Annotated in this window: 14 protein-coding genes and 2 pseudogenes; 7 read left to right on the top strand and 9 right to left on the bottom strand. The window is 34.7% G+C overall.

All coding sequences use genetic code 11. From position 1 onward, the window contains the following. Positions 1-232: 232 nt before the first annotated feature. The 3 genes and pseudogenes from OPR43_RS00705 to OPR43_RS00695 all read left to right on the top strand — a co-directional run. Positions 233-466, top strand: a pseudogene (locus OPR43_RS00705) (hypothetical protein); the annotation flags it as partial. 60 nt (positions 467-526) lie between these two features. Continuing rightward, a protein-coding gene (locus OPR43_RS00700) for an IS5 family transposase (protein ID WP_265029708.1) occupies positions 527-1,359 on the top strand; the annotation gives its coding sequence in 2 pieces (ribosomal slippage) (positions 527-893 and positions 893-1,359; 834 coding nt in all). A 23-nt stretch (positions 1,360-1,382) separates the two neighbouring features. After that, a pseudogene (locus OPR43_RS00695) lies at positions 1,383-1,754 on the top strand (hypothetical protein); the annotation flags it as partial. 1 nt (position 1,755) lies between these two features. Here the strand turns inward: OPR43_RS00695 and tsaB are convergent. The 4 genes from tsaB to OPR43_RS00675 all read right to left on the bottom strand — a co-directional run bounded on the left by tsaB (position 1,756) and on the right by OPR43_RS00675 (position 4,692). After that, the gene (gene tsaB, locus OPR43_RS00690; RefSeq protein WP_265034970.1) at positions 1,756-2,358 is read right to left on the bottom strand and encodes a tRNA (adenosine(37)-N6)-threonylcarbamoyltransferase complex dimerization subunit type 1 TsaB; all 603 of its coding nucleotides are present in this window, start codon (positions 2,356-2,358) and stop codon (positions 1,756-1,758) included. After that, positions 2,358-3,488, bottom strand: coding sequence for a dicarboxylate/amino acid:cation symporter (locus tag OPR43_RS00685; protein ID WP_265035728.1), 1,131 nt, complete (start codon positions 3,486-3,488; stop codon positions 2,358-2,360). The genes tsaB and OPR43_RS00685 overlap by 1 nt, the downstream gene beginning before the upstream one ends. An 85-nt stretch (positions 3,489-3,573) precedes the next feature. Continuing rightward, complete coding sequence (locus OPR43_RS00680; RefSeq protein ID WP_265025894.1) at positions 3,574-3,702, bottom strand: hypothetical protein; 129 nt, start codon at positions 3,700-3,702, stop codon at positions 3,574-3,576. Continuing rightward, positions 3,703-4,692, bottom strand: coding sequence for a ribonucleotide-diphosphate reductase subunit beta (locus OPR43_RS00675; protein WP_265034968.1), 990 nt, complete (start codon positions 4,690-4,692; stop codon positions 3,703-3,705). A 130-nt stretch (positions 4,693-4,822) separates the two neighbouring features. Between OPR43_RS00675 and OPR43_RS00670 the strand changes: the two genes are divergently transcribed. Continuing rightward, on the top strand, positions 4,823-5,161 hold the full coding sequence (locus OPR43_RS00670) for an outer membrane protein assembly factor BamE (protein ID WP_265034967.1): 339 nt from the start codon (positions 4,823-4,825) through the stop codon (positions 5,159-5,161). Further along, positions 5,158-5,322: a hypothetical protein gene (locus OPR43_RS00665; protein ID WP_265034966.1), complete on the top strand. Its 165-nt coding sequence runs from the start codon at positions 5,158-5,160 to the stop codon at positions 5,320-5,322. Before OPR43_RS00670 ends, OPR43_RS00665 begins: the two co-directional genes overlap by 4 nt. Here the strand turns inward: OPR43_RS00665 and OPR43_RS08360 are convergent. Both OPR43_RS08360 and OPR43_RS00655 read right to left on the bottom strand, forming a co-directional pair. Beyond that, positions 5,273-5,491, bottom strand: a complete 219-nt coding sequence (locus OPR43_RS08360) for a hypothetical protein (RefSeq protein ID WP_265034964.1) — start codon at positions 5,489-5,491, stop codon at positions 5,273-5,275. The genes OPR43_RS00665 and OPR43_RS08360 overlap by 50 nt on opposite strands. Before the next feature lie 41 nt (positions 5,492-5,532). After that, entirely contained in the window at positions 5,533-6,168 is a 636-nt protein-coding gene (locus tag OPR43_RS00655; RefSeq protein WP_265034961.1) for a hypothetical protein, read from the bottom strand. A 172-nt stretch (positions 6,169-6,340) separates the two neighbouring features. On the opposite strand from OPR43_RS00655, the gene OPR43_RS00650 reads away from it, so the two are divergent. After that, positions 6,341-7,372, top strand: coding sequence for a PDDEXK nuclease domain-containing protein (locus OPR43_RS00650; RefSeq protein WP_265034959.1), 1,032 nt, complete (start codon positions 6,341-6,343; stop codon positions 7,370-7,372). Positions 7,373-7,578: 206 nt separating this feature from the next. Next, positions 7,579-8,301 carry a DNA repair protein RecO gene (recO, locus tag OPR43_RS00645; RefSeq protein WP_265034957.1) on the top strand — a complete coding sequence of 241 codons (723 nt, stop codon included), beginning with the start codon at positions 7,579-7,581 and terminating at the stop codon, positions 8,299-8,301. A 144-nt stretch (positions 8,302-8,445) separates the two neighbouring features. On the opposite strand, the gene OPR43_RS00640 is transcribed toward recO, so the two are convergent. The 3 genes from OPR43_RS00640 to OPR43_RS00630 are packed head-to-tail and all read right to left on the bottom strand — an operon-like array spanning position 8,446 to position 14,853. Next, positions 8,446-9,828, bottom strand: coding sequence for a PleD family two-component system response regulator (locus OPR43_RS00640; RefSeq protein ID WP_265034956.1), 1,383 nt, complete (start codon positions 9,826-9,828; stop codon positions 8,446-8,448). After that, positions 9,800-10,096: a Sec-independent protein translocase subunit TatB gene (gene tatB / locus OPR43_RS00635; protein ID WP_265025903.1), complete on the bottom strand. Its 297-nt coding sequence runs from the start codon at positions 10,094-10,096 to the stop codon at positions 9,800-9,802. The genes OPR43_RS00640 and tatB overlap by 29 nt, the downstream gene beginning before the upstream one ends. 5 nt (positions 10,097-10,101) lie before the next feature. Further along, on the bottom strand, positions 10,102-14,853 hold the full coding sequence (locus OPR43_RS00630; RefSeq protein ID WP_265034955.1) for an NAD-glutamate dehydrogenase: 4,752 nt from the start codon (positions 14,851-14,853) through the stop codon (positions 10,102-10,104). Positions 14,854-14,860: the final 7 nt, after the last annotated feature.

Genomic DNA, 14,860 nt, shown 5'->3' with positions numbered 1-14,860 from the left:
TAGTAAACTAATAAGTCTATGCCACTCTGTCTTGCTTTCTGAATACCAAACACTTTTGTGTTGTAGCTTGCTTAAAAATAGTTATCGTTATTATAGAGTTTATATACAGAATTTATGTTTCTAAATTACATAATATCTTAACTATAAAAATAATTTTCTATATAATATTTCATATGTTTTAAAGCTTCATTTTTATGTTATTATAAATGTAGGTTTTAAGATTGAAAATAATATGGTAAATATTAACACAAAAAAGCAGCCAGCAGGATTTTTCATATATCTCTCTGGTCTTTCAGGAAGTGGTAAACTTTCCACAGCAATAGAATTATCCTATATGATAAACGCATTAATTGTAAATAGTAAGTTCTATAACAATATTCAAGTTTGCTCTATATACAATGGTGTCTTTGAACGTGATCAAATACCTAAAGAAGTTCAAGATAGAATATATGGCATTATGCAAATTAGAGGTTGTCCGGAAACAGGTAAAAGGCTATGATATTTGAAATTTTAGTATGGGGTAAAGATGAGAAAAAAGTATCCAACAGATCTAAGTGAAAGGGAATGGGCACAAATAGAGAAGTACTTCAGAGTATCATACAAAAAAGGAGGAAGACCGCCAAAATATAGTAAAAGAAAAATGTTAGAGGGAATTTTCTATGTATTGCGTACAGGGTGCCAATGGCGGTATTTACCAAATGATTTTCCGCTATGGAAGACTGTATATGAGCAGTTTAGGCAATGGAAGAAACAGAGGATTTTTGAGAAAATGAACTATGATATCACTAAATATAGTAGGTCAAAAATGGGAAGAAATGAAGAGCCGAGCGCATGCATAGTGGACAGTCAGTCGGTAAAAACCACGGAAAAAGGGGGGTCAAAGGTTATGATGGTGCGAAAAAGGTAAAGGGGAGAAAAAGACATATAATTACAGATACTCAGGGTTTTATACTAAGTTGTTACGTAGGAGCTGCTAATGAAAATGATAGAGATGGTATTAAAATAGCATTAAACAATATGAGAACAAAATATACTAAAGTAAAAAAAATGTGGGCTGATATGGGGTACCAAGGAAAAGATTTAAAAACCCATATAGAGGAAGAATATGGCATAGATATTGAAATTGTGAAAAGGCCTCCATGTAGGTTTTGGGTGCATAAAGATACACCACTAGAACTATTGCCACAACGGGATCCTGGATTTTTAGTACAGCCGAGAAGGTGGGTGGTAGAAAGGACTTTTGCTTGGATCAATAGGAATAGAAGACTATCAAAAGAGTACGATTTACTTACAACATCTACTGAAAGTTTCATATATCTGGCTATGAGTAGGGTTATGTTACGGAGGGAATATGCCTAAGTTTACTAGTTTCCGGACAACCTCTTATGCTTCAGGTAATAGAAAATTATCCAATTCACTCAAAAAATTACATATTTATTGATGAGTTGATGGAAAATAATGACCAGAACATGAGGATGTATGATTCAATAGTAAGGCTTAGTAAAAAAATGAACACAGAAATCCTTCCTGTGGTACTTAGGTGTGATCTGCCGACATTACAAAAGCGTATTGCATTAAAAAGGCAAAGAAAAAATAGGAAGGCGATTAATGTAAATAGCATGATAGAGCAATGTAGAATTAACAATTTATTTATACCACCGAGTGCCATAGAGATAGAAAATTCAGATATGAGTATAAAAGAAGTAGCTCAAGAGATAGTAAACCAGATGCACAGGCTTTACGCAAAAGAATAGTCTATAGCAATTTCATATACTGAGGCTCATTTAAATATAGAGCTTCAACTTCTTTTAATTTTTGCTTGTTCTTCAGTCTATAATGAACTAATAGTCCTGCATGGCTAGCATTTAAATTGTAGTCCATATATGTAATGCAGTCACTGCTTGTAGCGTGACACTGGGATCCAGGGTCACGTGCTGCAGTTGGACCAGATAGCGGCAATAAATTGAAATCAAATAACTGCGTATAAAACCCTTGAGCATTTTTGATTATAGCTCTGATATTTTTTTTGCTATTCGTACAAAGCAAAGATATTGTGTAAGCTTGAACTTCCAGCGCATTAACTCCGTATAATGGCTTATCTGTAGCAAGATTTATACCTTGTGCAGCTGATATACCAACTCTAATTCCAGTGAAACTTCCTGGTCCAACTACTACCGCCAAATGATCTATTTTATCATAATCATAGTTGTGCTTATCAAACAAAGTATTCAGTATTTGAAAAAATGATTCTGCATGACTATTGCTGGCGGAATTGCGCTCTACAAAACAGTTACCATCATAATCAACTATTGCTATTGAACTACCAATACCTACAGTATCAATCGCCAAAATAGACATTACTTAAGCTTATCATGGAGTTTTGAAAATATTATAGCAAAGGCACCATTACCCATAACATTTGCTGAAGTGATTATTGGATCAAACACTATATACAATGCTGTGATTAACGAAAGCATTTCTGGAGAGAATTTAAGATATTTCTCAAGAATAGGTAGCATTACCATAATTCCTCCTGCCGGCACTGCAACAATAGCAAACTTAAATAACAAAAAACAGAGAAGGAAAGTCACATAGTCTGTTGTGCACAATGAATAACCGGAGGCAATTATCATCGATAATATTATGATAAAAAAGCAATCACCTACTAAATGAAAGCTAGCAGTTATTGGTACAACAGACGATGCTATGTCAGGTTGCTTTACATTTTTTTTGCTTCCTTCAAGAGTAAGCGGCATAGTTGCATTACTAGACATTGTGCTCATTGCAGTAATAAATGCCGGTATCATATTGCCTATACTAGCTATCCAGCTTGTGATCTTGAATGAATTTGCTGCTCCATATAAGAGAAAAACATAAAGGTAGGTTGCAGATGCTATAATAATGAAAATTATTGAGTAATCCTTAAATATTATAGATAAAACTTGATCATGCTGCATTTTTAAAGCAAGCCCAAGTACGAATATTGGAATAATCGGCGTCAAAAACGTCTTCAAAATAAAGAGAGTTAAATCTAACATTTTGTTCGAAAGCTCTTTGCTTTTCTTAGGTAGCAGTATAGACACTACTATGCTGGACACAAATCCACAAGCAAGGGCATAAAAATTAGAAAGGAGTAGCGGCAGCCTAAATGACCATAAAGGAACAATTGTTTCTTCATACGTTATATCTTGTATTGAATAAGTGTTTTGTATGATAAAATGCCCAACAGAATAAGCTATTAAACTTGAAGCCAGATTCGATAAGAAGATCATTATAATAAGTAACAATATAAACTTTATAGCTGACTGCTTAAGATTGTTAACACTGCTAAAGATTAACGCAAAAACAATAAAAGGCATTATAAATAGCAAAACCTCTTTTATACTCAGGCTCGTTGAGTACAAAAAGGTTTTTACTTCCATTGGAACTAAATGACCAAAGAATGCAACTGAAGTGATGACCGTGAGTAAGATTAATAGTTGTAGCACGTTCTTATATACCAATGTCCTATGGACATATATATGGTAAGTTAGTTGTTAAGTAAAGCACAACTGTCTAAACTGCTGTGGAACACTATGAAAAACCAGCTGCTTTTGTTGCTCCCGCGCGTACTGTACGAATATTGTCTATCAGATCCCAGTGCCCTCTTCTTGTCATTCCAGTGCTTGACACTGGAATGACAAAGAAGAGTGAAATTAGCACTCACTTATTATTCGTGTCGTTTTCAGTAAAAGCCTCCTCCCATGTGCCTTGAGTTGCTGCACGGCTATACTCTGTTACTCTATTTTCAAAGAAATTCGTATGTTCCACGCCATTTAGTATTTCATCGAGCCATGGAATAGGATTATCATTGACATCATATATGGATTCAAGACCTAATTGCATTAACCGTCTGTTTGCTACGTAGCGTATGTAATTGCGCACTTCTTCTGCAGACAGTCCTTCAACGTCTCCGAAATCAAAAGCAAGCTTTATAAACTCATCCTCAAGCTCAACAATAGTGCGGCATGCAGAATATAATTCCTCTTTAAACTCATCGTTCCAAATTTCATTATTCTCTTTAATAAATGTATTAAATAACATAATAATTGAATTGGTGTGCAAAGTTTCGTCACGTGCTGACCAGGCGATTATCTGCCCCATTCCTTTCATTTTTCCAAAGCGTTGGAAATTGAGCAAAATTGCAAACGATGCGAATAACTGCAACCCCTCGGTAAATGCACCAAACACTGCTAGGGTTTTAGCTACATGTTTTTTATCGTGTTTTTTACTTTCCTCAAATTCTAGCATATACTCATACTTCTTTCTCATAGCATCATACTTTAAGAATGCTTGATACTCGCTTTCTGGCATGCCAATTGTGTCTAAAAGATAAGAATAAGCTGCAATATGTATAGTTTCCATATTGGAAAAGCTTGCAAGCATCATGCATATTTCTGTTGGCTTAAATATATTTGAATAATGCCTCATGTAGCAGTTATTTACTTCAATGTCCGCTTGAGTAAAGAATCTAAAAATCTGAGTTAGTAGATTTTTCTCTACGTTTGAAAGTTTAGTTTTCCAATCTTTCACGTCATCAGCAAGCGGAACTTCTTCAGGTATCCAATGGATTCTTTGTTGCTGCAGCCACGCATCATACGCCCAAGGGTAATTAAAAGGTTTGTATATTGGATCTGCTTCTAACAATGACATAAGACACCTATTATTTTCTAAAGTAAATATTATATTAAGTGATATTGAGAACTAGTCAATTTAACTTTTTGAAATTTGACGTCAGGTAGTTTATTAGTGTATTATAGCTTCAAGTAATTTATCAACAGAAATGCGAGTATTAATATCTTTTATTTTATTATTTACAGTGAGCTGTACTCACACTATTCACAATCACGGAGCTCCTGGCATTAGTGTTGAATTGTGGAGCAAGATAAAAGTAGGTGACGATAAAGAAAAAGTGGTTCACACTTTAGGATCACCAACATTAGTATCAAAGTTCGATGGTAACGTTTGGTACTATGTCTCATATAAAATTAAACAAGCTAACTTCTTAGGAAAAAGGAAGTATAGCAGTAAGTCTCTGCAAATTTCATTCGATCAGAACGGTAAAGTTGCAGATACAAAAGAAACTGACATCTTAGAGAGATCTTTGGCTGTTCCTGATTGAAAATCTGTTCAGATCTTCCTACGTCATACCGCGGTTCATTCCATAACTGTACGAACATTGCGATTTGGGCCTACCAGAAGGGTGTCATGAAAGTAGCTGACACTGGTTCCTTTATGACGGTGTCATCCCAGTGCCCAGACACTGGGATCCAGGAAACTTAATTGCAAGTAATGCATTGGGTTTGGTGAGTATGGGTTTTGCGTTATAGAATGAAGCACTTTTGGTGAATTTGTAAAGAAAACTGGATTCCAGTGTCAAGCACTGGAATGACACCTTCCTAGTGGAAATTGCTCTCAAATCACAATGTTCGTACAGTTGTGGTCTGGACATTAGGATGACAGGAGGTAATATAAGAGGTCTATTGTAAGATTTTACCCATTTAGAATAAAGTCTAGTGTTACTTCACGCCAAATGTGGTGGTGCTGAGTAGGCAAGCCAGTCAATGGGCTACATTTATATACTGCACGCATTGCGTTATCTGCTATCGACCTGAAAAGTGGATTATTTCGATAGGAATCACTGTCTGCTACATCGGCCATAATTATCTCGCCTTGACTGGACAATAATAAGTTAATTTTTATATTAAAATTTTCTTTGTAAGCTATGCTTTCAGGAATGCTCCAGCATTTTGTGAGCTTGTCTCTTATAGAGTTAATAATTTCTGTTACAACTAATTCATCCTTTTGACTCTCAACGCTTTTTTCGTTTCCTATTTCATTTTTTGCCTCTCTAACATCCCTTCTTAGTTTTTTCTCTACACTTTTTTTTCTTTTTGGAATTGGAATGAACTCTTTACCCTCGTTAATAATGACTTCTTCTTGCATTTCGATAATTTGCCTCGGTTGTGCTGTTTTTTTCACAACAGTGTGCTCAACTATTTCTTTTTTCCTTTGTGGTATAGGAACAGCTGACGTATCATTCGTTTGGGCTTTTGTTGAAGATAACGAAAAAAGCAAAAAACAACATAAAGACAAAAAAAGAATATAATTAGAATAGAAAAAACGCATATGTTAAGCAGCTTGTTTTACTGGTTTAAAGCTAATATTGCACGTAAAGTCAATATATTTTAGTTGATGGACGAGTTTGAAGTAAATAAGGAATCCCTTCAAAGCTGAAGGCAAGCGAAAGATTGCCTTCTCGACAGACAAAGGAATTGTATAATGGATTAAAAGGAACCGTATGACAAAAATTATAGCAAAAGAATATACAGAACTTTTAGAGCAGTTGAAGGATCGTATTGCAACAAGCCGTTATAAGGCAGCAAGAACAGTAAATAAAGAACTGCTACTGCTTTATCATTATATTGGAACGCGGATTCTAGAAAAACAAAAGAGTCAGGGTTGGGGATCTAAAGTAATTGAGCAGTTAAGTAGAGACTTAAAGGCTGGATTCCCTGAAATGAAAGGTTTTAGCACGAGAAACTTGAAATATATGCGCCAATTTGCAGTGGAGTATCAAGATATTGAATTTGTGCAACAACTTGTTGCCCAATTGCCGTGGGGACATAATGTATTTCTAATGGACTTAGTTCAGGACAAAGAAGCGAGGCTATTCTACATAAAAGAAGCTATTGAACATGGCTGGTCACGTAACATTATGGTGATGCAGATAGAGCTTGGTCTACATAAACGTCAAGGGAAAGCTATTACTAATTTTGAAGAAAAATTACCATCTCCACAATCCGATCTAGCACATTACACATTAAAAGATCCATATATTTTTGATTTTTTAAGTATAGGTAAGGATGCTCACGAAAGAGAAGTAGAAAAGGGACTTGTAGGGCATATGGAAAAATTTCTGTTAGAACTCGGTGAGGGATTTGCATTTGTTGGTAGACAATTTCATTTAGATGTTGGTAATAAAGACTTTTATATTGATTTATTATTCTATCATTTAAAGTTACGTTGCTTTATAGTGATTGAGTTGAAAGATAATAAATTCAAACCAGAATACGCTGGAAAAATGAATTTTTATCTTTCTGCAGTTGATGACTTACTGAAGCATGAGACTGATCAACCATCTATAGGATTAATTTTATGTAAATCAAAAAATAATGTACTGGCCGAATATACACTGCGAGACATGACAAAGCCAATAGGTCTTGCAGAATACCGAATAACTGAAAATCTACCAGAAAACATAAAAACAGCTTTACCGACGATAGAAGAATTAGAAGCTGAATTATCCAAAATTTCAGATAAGAAAAAGTAATGTTACTAAAATCATTCAAACAATTATTTAGCAGACCAAAAACCAAAAGCTCAGCATGGAGGCTCAGGAAGAAGAGTGGCAGCCAATAACTTACTCTCTCATAGCCTTGAAACTTTGGAAGCAGACAGTGACGGAGTAAGTAATTTTTATGGATTACAAGCTCTAGGTGCACTATCCTATAATATCATACGGTCAATATACTCTAAATGAGATGGAAAGATGAAGGCATCATTATAGCTGCTAAAAAATACGGCGATAAAAACTTAATTCTTTCTCTGTTTACAAAAAATCATGGAAAGCGCAGGGGATTAACTAAGCTAACAAACAATAGCAATTATAAGTTTCAGATAAGTAATCTATTACATGCAGAATGGAGTGCTAAATTACCTGAAAATCTAGGTTTTTTTAAGTGCGAATTAATCGAATCTCCATTCCATCATTTCTTTCAAGATAGGTTAAAAAGCATTACTATTGTTTCTTTCTCCTCTATTTTAGAAAAAGTGCTTCCAGAGAGTGAACCTTGTGTTGTACTGTATGATAACTTTCGATATTTCATCGATATAATTAAGCACAATAATGAACTTTGGCAAGGCCATTACCTCAACTTAGAGCTTCTGCTTCTTACGCAATTGGGATTCAAGTTAGACTTATCCAAATGCGCTGTAACAGGTGTTAAGGAAAATCTACAATTTATTTCTCCAAAAACTGGCAGAGCAGTGTCAAAAAAAGCAGGAGATTATTATGCAGATAAACTCCTACCTTTTCCACAAATGTTGCATGATGTATACAATAATAACCTACAAAACAGCTACTCATTCCAAGAATTTCAGTTAGGACTGAAAGTCACAGGATATTTTTTAAATAAGTATCTATTTTTGCAGTTAAACGTGAAATTTCCAGAGCTGAGAAACCTCATGTTGTCGCTTTAACCTTAGTTATCATTTTTTTGAAATCATTTCAGAAATCTATAGCTAACCCAAGCAACACGTCATACCGCGATTCATTCGCGGTATCTCAGCATAGATTCCGCTAACGAGTAGCGGAATGACGGTTGTCGGTAAACTTAAGCCACTTTAGCTATAGCCAGTAATCACTCTATTTCTACCACTGTTTTTTGCTTTATATAAATATTTGTCGGCACGTACTATAAATTCTTTAATATTGTCAAGGTCAGATTCTTGCATTTCTGCAATTCCAATGCTCACAGTTACATTGTGGGTTGTATTTTTATCCGCAAGTATAAAAGGTTTTTTAGCAATAATTTTGCGTATTCTTTCCGCAATAGTATACGCATCCGATGTATCGGTATCTGGCATTACAACAACAAATTCCTCACCACCAAATCTAGCTAACAAATCTGTCACTCTAATATTTTCAGAAATTCTTCTCTGTATTTGCTTTAAAAGTTCATCTCCAGCACTATGTCCAAAATTGTCATTCACCATCTTAAAATAGTCTATATCAAGTATCATAAGAGACAACCTTCTATCTTTTTCTACAGAGTCCTTAACAATGTTTCTTAAGTGTGCATCAAAATATCTTCTATTATAACAGTTAGTTAATGGGTCCTTTATAGACATTTCCGCATTATTAAATAAATTCATTCTCAAGGCATCTTGATATCTTTTGCGTTTCACTTGCGAATTAACCCTTGCTATTAACTCACCCTCATCCAAAGGTACTGTTAAATAATCATTAGCACCTACATCAAGTGCTTTTACTAAATTGTTTTTATCATAATCCTCAGAAAGAATTAGAATTGGTGTATAACGTGTTTCCACCTTACTACGAAACCCAGAACACAAACGCAAGCCGTCAGTTTTTGAAAACTGCATATCAGAAATGATCAGGTCGTAATTATCCTTAATACCAACCTTTAATGCCTCTACTGGATCACTCAGTATTTTAATTGACCTAAAGCGGTGCTTTAGTACATTATATATCTGCTCTGCTTGAAAGACATCTTCATCTACAACAAGTATGTTAGCATCAAAAATCTGATTAGAATAATCCATAATACTGTTTCCTGCTACTCCGCCAATCTCAACGTTGGTTTCTCCTCTTAAACGCAATTCATCTATAATCATTTTTAAGCGCGTGAGAGACTTGATCCTTGCAGATAAAGCAGTTTCGTCTATTGGTTTAGTCAGAAAATCATCTGCACCAGCATTAATGCCCTGTACTCTATCATGAGCGTCATGCAGCGCAGTTACCATAATTATTGGAATATGAGTCGTTAAGGGATCACTCTTTAGCTTCTTACAGACTTCAAAGCCATTCATTTTTGGCATCATGATATCGAGCAATATAATATCAGGCTGCTGCTTTGCTACTAAATCCATGGCTTCCTCACCATCATAGGCTACGATAACCGTATAGTACTCTGCTTTTAGTCGAGCTTCTAAAAGCTTGACATTAGATAGTACATCATCTACTACCAGAATCTTCGCTGTCATTATCTTTAGATGTATTATCTATATCGTAAGTAGGATAAAGCTTACCATTTTTACCAACTATGTAATTTACTTTCTCAGTATTACACTCTTTATATAAGTCTTCAATTCCGGCATCCTTCAATAACCTTTTGGCTTTTGACTTTGCAATTATAAAATACCTATATATAGTCTTAATAAAATCAATAAATACAGGTACCTTATTTTTATCAAGAACAATTATGCTCACTAAAGCTACAACTAAAATCTCTGAAAAACCTATATTAAACATTTTCCCTATGAAGCAAGTACTTTAATTCTCCTGATTATAAATATTAATTTGCTTAAATCAAGTTTAGAAGCAACCATCTCATCTAAAAAACTATTATAACGTTCTATGTAGTCCTTATCATTACAAGCCCAGGTTTGAACCTTATCTTCGGGGTTATCAGTAGCTTTTATGACTTTAACAGCTAGCTTGTGATGGTAATTGCTTAAATCGTCCAATAAATCATTAACTAAGCTGCGATCCCAATAAGAGGAGCGGCTTTTCATCTTGATGACAATTGTTCTAATCAGATCGAATCTTAACAGCGACTTTAACTCAAAGTATATTTTACCAGCATCAAGAATGGACAAAGATGTCTGTTCAGCAACAGATATAATGTCCAGTGCATAAGCAAGAACGCATAGATCAGCAACTTTTTTTGCTAGATCTTTATTTATATTAAGTTCTACTAAAGAAGTTGATCCATGGCTATAGACCTTTAATAGGTGTTCATCTAAAACATCAGTTAAGTTCTGGCCTAAAGTTTCAATTGCATCTTTAAATTTTGTAACATCATCCAATTCTACAAAGCTAAGCTTGCCAAGATTTTTCACTAACCAAAATGATACCCTACCAATAAATTTCTGCACGTTCCTCACTATTTGTAAGTATGAGTTAACATCAATTTTTCCATCCAATTCATCAATTTTCTGCCACATACTATTTAAATCATATAGGTGGTTAACAACAATATATATGTTAACCGCTTCTTGTATCTTAATTCCAGTGTTCTCAGCCAAATTATTGATGAATATACAGCCCATTCTATTCACTACATCATTTGCAATACAAGTAGAGATAATTTCTCTACGAAGTTGGTGTTTTAATATGAAATCCTTAAATTTTGTTACCATCTTTTTAGGAAAATAACCTAGCAAGTAGTCATTAGATATAAGATCTTTTTCAGGCAGATCGGAATGTATAATTTCATTTTTTATTGCCGTTCTAGCATAAGACATTAGAACAGAGAGCTGAGGAGAACTGAAACCTTCTGCACCAGTTAACATCCTTGCTATCTCTTCTTCAGTTGGAAGAAATTCTACGCTTCGGTTTAACAGCCCAGATTTTTCTAAACTGAGCAGTAACCTGTGGTGCTGCTCCAATCTCTCTTTAGCTTGCAAACACTCAAGAAGTAATGCTTTTGTTTCAATTTTGTTGTGGTTCTCAAGCACTTTGGATGCAACTTCATCCACCATACTTGCCAGTATTTCATTCCTTTTTTCTAAAGAAATACCCCCTGCTTTCATAGCTGAAACAAATGCAATCTTGATGTTGACTTCAAGGTCCGAACATATCACTCCGGCTGAATTATCAACAAAATCTGCATTGATATATCCACCTCTTTCAGCATATTCTATTCTTCCAAGCTGTGTGCATCCCAAATTTCCGCCTTCTATAAACATAGAAGCTCTAATATCTTTACCATTTATTCTTAACTCATCGTTTGCTTTGTCACCGACCATGCTATGATTTTCACTCTTTGCCTTAACAAACGTGCCGATTCCTCCATTCCATATGAAGTCCACTTTTGCTTTCAACAGATATCTAATCAAATCACTTAGAGGTAGCATATCTTCTGTTATATCAAAGCATTTTTTTATTTCTTGAGAAATGTTTACTTGCTTGCTGCTACGCTCAAATACTCCTCCACCCTTAGAAATCAAATCTTTGTTATAATCCATCCAAGTTGAAAATGGTAACTCAAAGAGGCGTTTACGCTCTGTGAAACTCTTTTCTGCATCAGGGTTTGGGTCAACAAAAATATGCATATGGTTAAATGCGCCGATTAAATGTATATTTTTTGAAAGCAGCACACCATTTCCAAATAAGTCGCCAGCCATATCCCCAATTCCAATAACAGTTGCATCTTGGTAAATATCCTTATTCATTTTCCAAAAATGCCTCTGCGCTGCAATCCATGCACCTCTGGCTGTAATACCCATTTTTTTGTGATCATAACCTGCTGATCCACCAGATGCAAATGCATCGCCAAGCCAAAAATTGTATTCAGAGGCTATTTGGTTTGCATAGTCAGAAAAAGAAGCAGTGCCTTTATCTGCTGCAACTACCAAGTATGGATCATCCTCATCATACCTAATCACATTCTCTGGTGGAATTATTTTGCCATTAACTACATTATCAGTAATGTCAAGCATTCCCCTGATAAAACTCTTATAGCATTCAACACCTTTCTCTCTTAAAGTATCTTTGTCTTTATAAACTTGCTTAATTACAAACCCACCCTTTGCGCCAACAGGTACAATAACCGCATTTTTTGTCATCTGAGCTTTCATGAGCCCCAAAACTTCAGTGCGAAAATCTTCCGTCCTATCCGACCACCTTAAACCACCACGGGCTAATTTCCCTCCTCTTAGATGTATTCCCTCAAAAAGGTTTGAATAAATATATAATTCACGATACGGACGAGGATCAGGCAAACCATTTATTTTACTTGAGTCAAATTTTGTAGATAAATATGGTTTATCGTCTTGATAATAACTGGTCCTTAAAATAGCCATTATCAAGTTAAATATCGAGCGCAAAACGTAATCATGTGAAACATTGCTGATCTCTTTTAGAAGTTCCTCAATTTTTTCTATGAAAATGTCTGTGGTTTCTGCTCTATCAATGTCTATGTTAGGATCAAATCTTGCATGAAATAGTTGTATCAAATACTTTACTATTTTTGGATACTCTGAGACTACCTTTTGAATATATTCTGGATTGTAGTTAAATGACGTCTGCTTTAGGTAAGCACTTAACGCTCTAACCAGAAGCACTTCTTTCCACTCCAGCCCAGCAATAATGACCAAACTGTTGAAATAATCATTTTTAATTTCCTTTCTAAACACTTTCGCAAGTGTTATTTCAAATTGCTCTTTTAGAGTAATGTTGTCTATTAATTCATCGACTCTTGACAACACAAAATGGTGTATCCATATTCCGCCGTTGATTTTTATGTAATAACCATTATGAGATAGGATCTTCGCTCCCAAATTCTTAGTAATTCTTAATATCTTCGATAATTCAAGACCTCCATTGCTCGAAGTGTAAACCTTTAATTGATAATTAAGATTGTCACGAGTAAGTCTTAAATCGACCTCGCTAACTCCTTTTTTCCTCACTATCTCCAATTTTTTCATATCGTAATATGCGTCATGAGGTTCGAAACTCTCTTGATAGCTTATTGGAAATGCCTTGCAATAACGGATGAATATATCCTCAACAGTGCTAAAAGTATTATATAAATTGTCTATAAAACGATCTTCCCATTTTTCCGTAATGTTCCTTAATTTGTTTTCGATACGCAAAACTTCATCATCAGGAACACTAGCGTTTTTAGCCTTTAGCACCACGTGCAATTTCATTAAGTCATATTCGTTTATAATGTGGTGGTTATAAATATCTGAACTTTCTGCATTTATCTCATCCTTCAATATATTGCTTATCTTGAGCATTAGCCTGGAGCTAGCATAACGCATCGGTATCAGCACTATACAACTAGTAAACACTCCCTTACTTCTTAAGTATAACTTGACTCTTGGTCTTATTGCAAGGGACATAATAGAAGTACAAATTTGAAATAATTCTTCCTCATTAGACTGGAACAATTCATCACATGAGAATGCTTGTAAAATATAAATTAGAGCTTTGTTATTGTGGCCCCCGGTTACAAACCCTGCATTTTTTTCTATAACTTTAACTTTATCTCTTATTATTGGAATAGTTCGAATATCTTGGACCTCCGCTATAGAAGTAAATAATCCAAAAAAACGCCGTTCCTTTACCACATTACCCTGGTCATCAAATTCTTTTACTCCTATACAATTCATGTATGTACGCCGATGGACTATTGAGATTAGATCTGATCTCAATATGTATAGGGAATCAAGGTTTGCAGAAGGGATCAACGTACTTTGACCTACTCTCATCAGGCCAAGGTCCTTTTTGCCATCACAGACGAGTTTTTCACCTTTATCAGCAATATATTCTTGATAACCTAGAAATACGAAGTTATTATTCTTTAACCAAACTAGAAAATCTTTTTGCTCTTGATTTCGGTCTGGTGTCATTCCAGTGCGTGACACTGGAATCCACGTGTCCTTTTCCTGGATCCCAGTATCAAGTACTGGGATGACAGAAAGACTTGCCTCATCAAGTTTCTTAAGCATTAAGTGCCAATCTTTCACAACGCAATTAACTGCTTTCAGCGTTTTTTGTAGAGATTCTTTTAATGTATCAACAAAACTGTCACTTATACCTTTGATAATTAGATATATAACTGACTCTTTGATTCCATTGCTTTCTTCCAAAGGGTAAATCTCGTCTATTAGGCCCTCTTTTCTTTTAATGTTAATTATGCTGTTGCTGTAATAGCATATGGTTAAACCGTGCGACTTAATAGTTGCAATAACGGAGTCAACCAAAAATGGCATATCATCGTTTGTTATCTTAATCGTGGTAAAATCGCCTTCTATTCCTGGTATATCATCTATATTACTTACTACTAACTTACTTTCATCTTTCTCTTTTTGAGAAACAAAATTGTAAGCATCGTTTACAATATATAGCAAAAACTTATCGTTGGCTTTTAGGTCGCTTTTATAAACAAAACTATAAAAATACTTAATAAATTTTTTAATTTTTTCTTTATCTTGCTGATTTTCTTGATCAGCTAACTTAAATAAAGACTCAGTGTCAACATTATGATCTATACACATTTTTTTT

The sequence above is a fragment of the Wolbachia endosymbiont (group A) of Apoderus coryli genome (assembly GCF_947251615.1).
In the GTDB taxonomy this organism is placed as follows: Bacteria; Pseudomonadota; Alphaproteobacteria; order Rickettsiales; family Anaplasmataceae; genus Wolbachia.
Note: the sequence above shows the minus strand (reverse complement) of the source record. Positions and strands in the feature narration are given on the sequence as shown.

Bases quoted from the DNA above. Each gene is read 5' to 3' on its own strand.
- recO (WP_265034957.1), top strand. From the start codon at position 7,579: ATGAGATGGAAAGATGAAGGCATCATTATAGCTGCTAAAAAATACGGC.
- OPR43_RS00630 (WP_265034955.1), bottom strand. From the start codon at position 14,853: ATGTGTATAGATCATAATGTTGACACTGAGTCTTTATTTAAGTTAGCT.
- OPR43_RS00675 (WP_265034968.1), bottom strand. From the start codon at position 4,692: ATGTCATTGTTAGAAGCAGATCCAATATACAAACCTTTTAATTACCCT.
- OPR43_RS08360 (WP_265034964.1), bottom strand. From the start codon at position 5,491: ATGTCCAGACCACAACTGTACGAACATTGTGATTTGAGAGCAATTTCC.
- OPR43_RS00670 (WP_265034967.1), top strand. From the start codon at position 4,823: ATGCGAGTATTAATATCTTTTATTTTATTATTTACAGTGAGCTGTACT.
- tatB (WP_265025903.1), bottom strand. From the start codon at position 10,096: ATGTTTAATATAGGTTTTTCAGAGATTTTAGTTGTAGCTTTAGTGAGC.
- OPR43_RS00650 (WP_265034959.1), top strand. From the start codon at position 6,341: ATGACAAAAATTATAGCAAAAGAATATACAGAACTTTTAGAGCAGTTG.
- tsaB (WP_265034970.1), bottom strand. From the start codon at position 2,358: ATGTCTATTTTGGCGATTGATACTGTAGGTATTGGTAGTTCAATAGCA.
- OPR43_RS00655 (WP_265034961.1), bottom strand. From the start codon at position 6,168: ATGCGTTTTTTCTATTCTAATTATATTCTTTTTTTGTCTTTATGTTGT.
- OPR43_RS00640 (WP_265034956.1), bottom strand. From the start codon at position 9,828: ATGACAGCGAAGATTCTGGTAGTAGATGATGTACTATCTAATGTCAAG.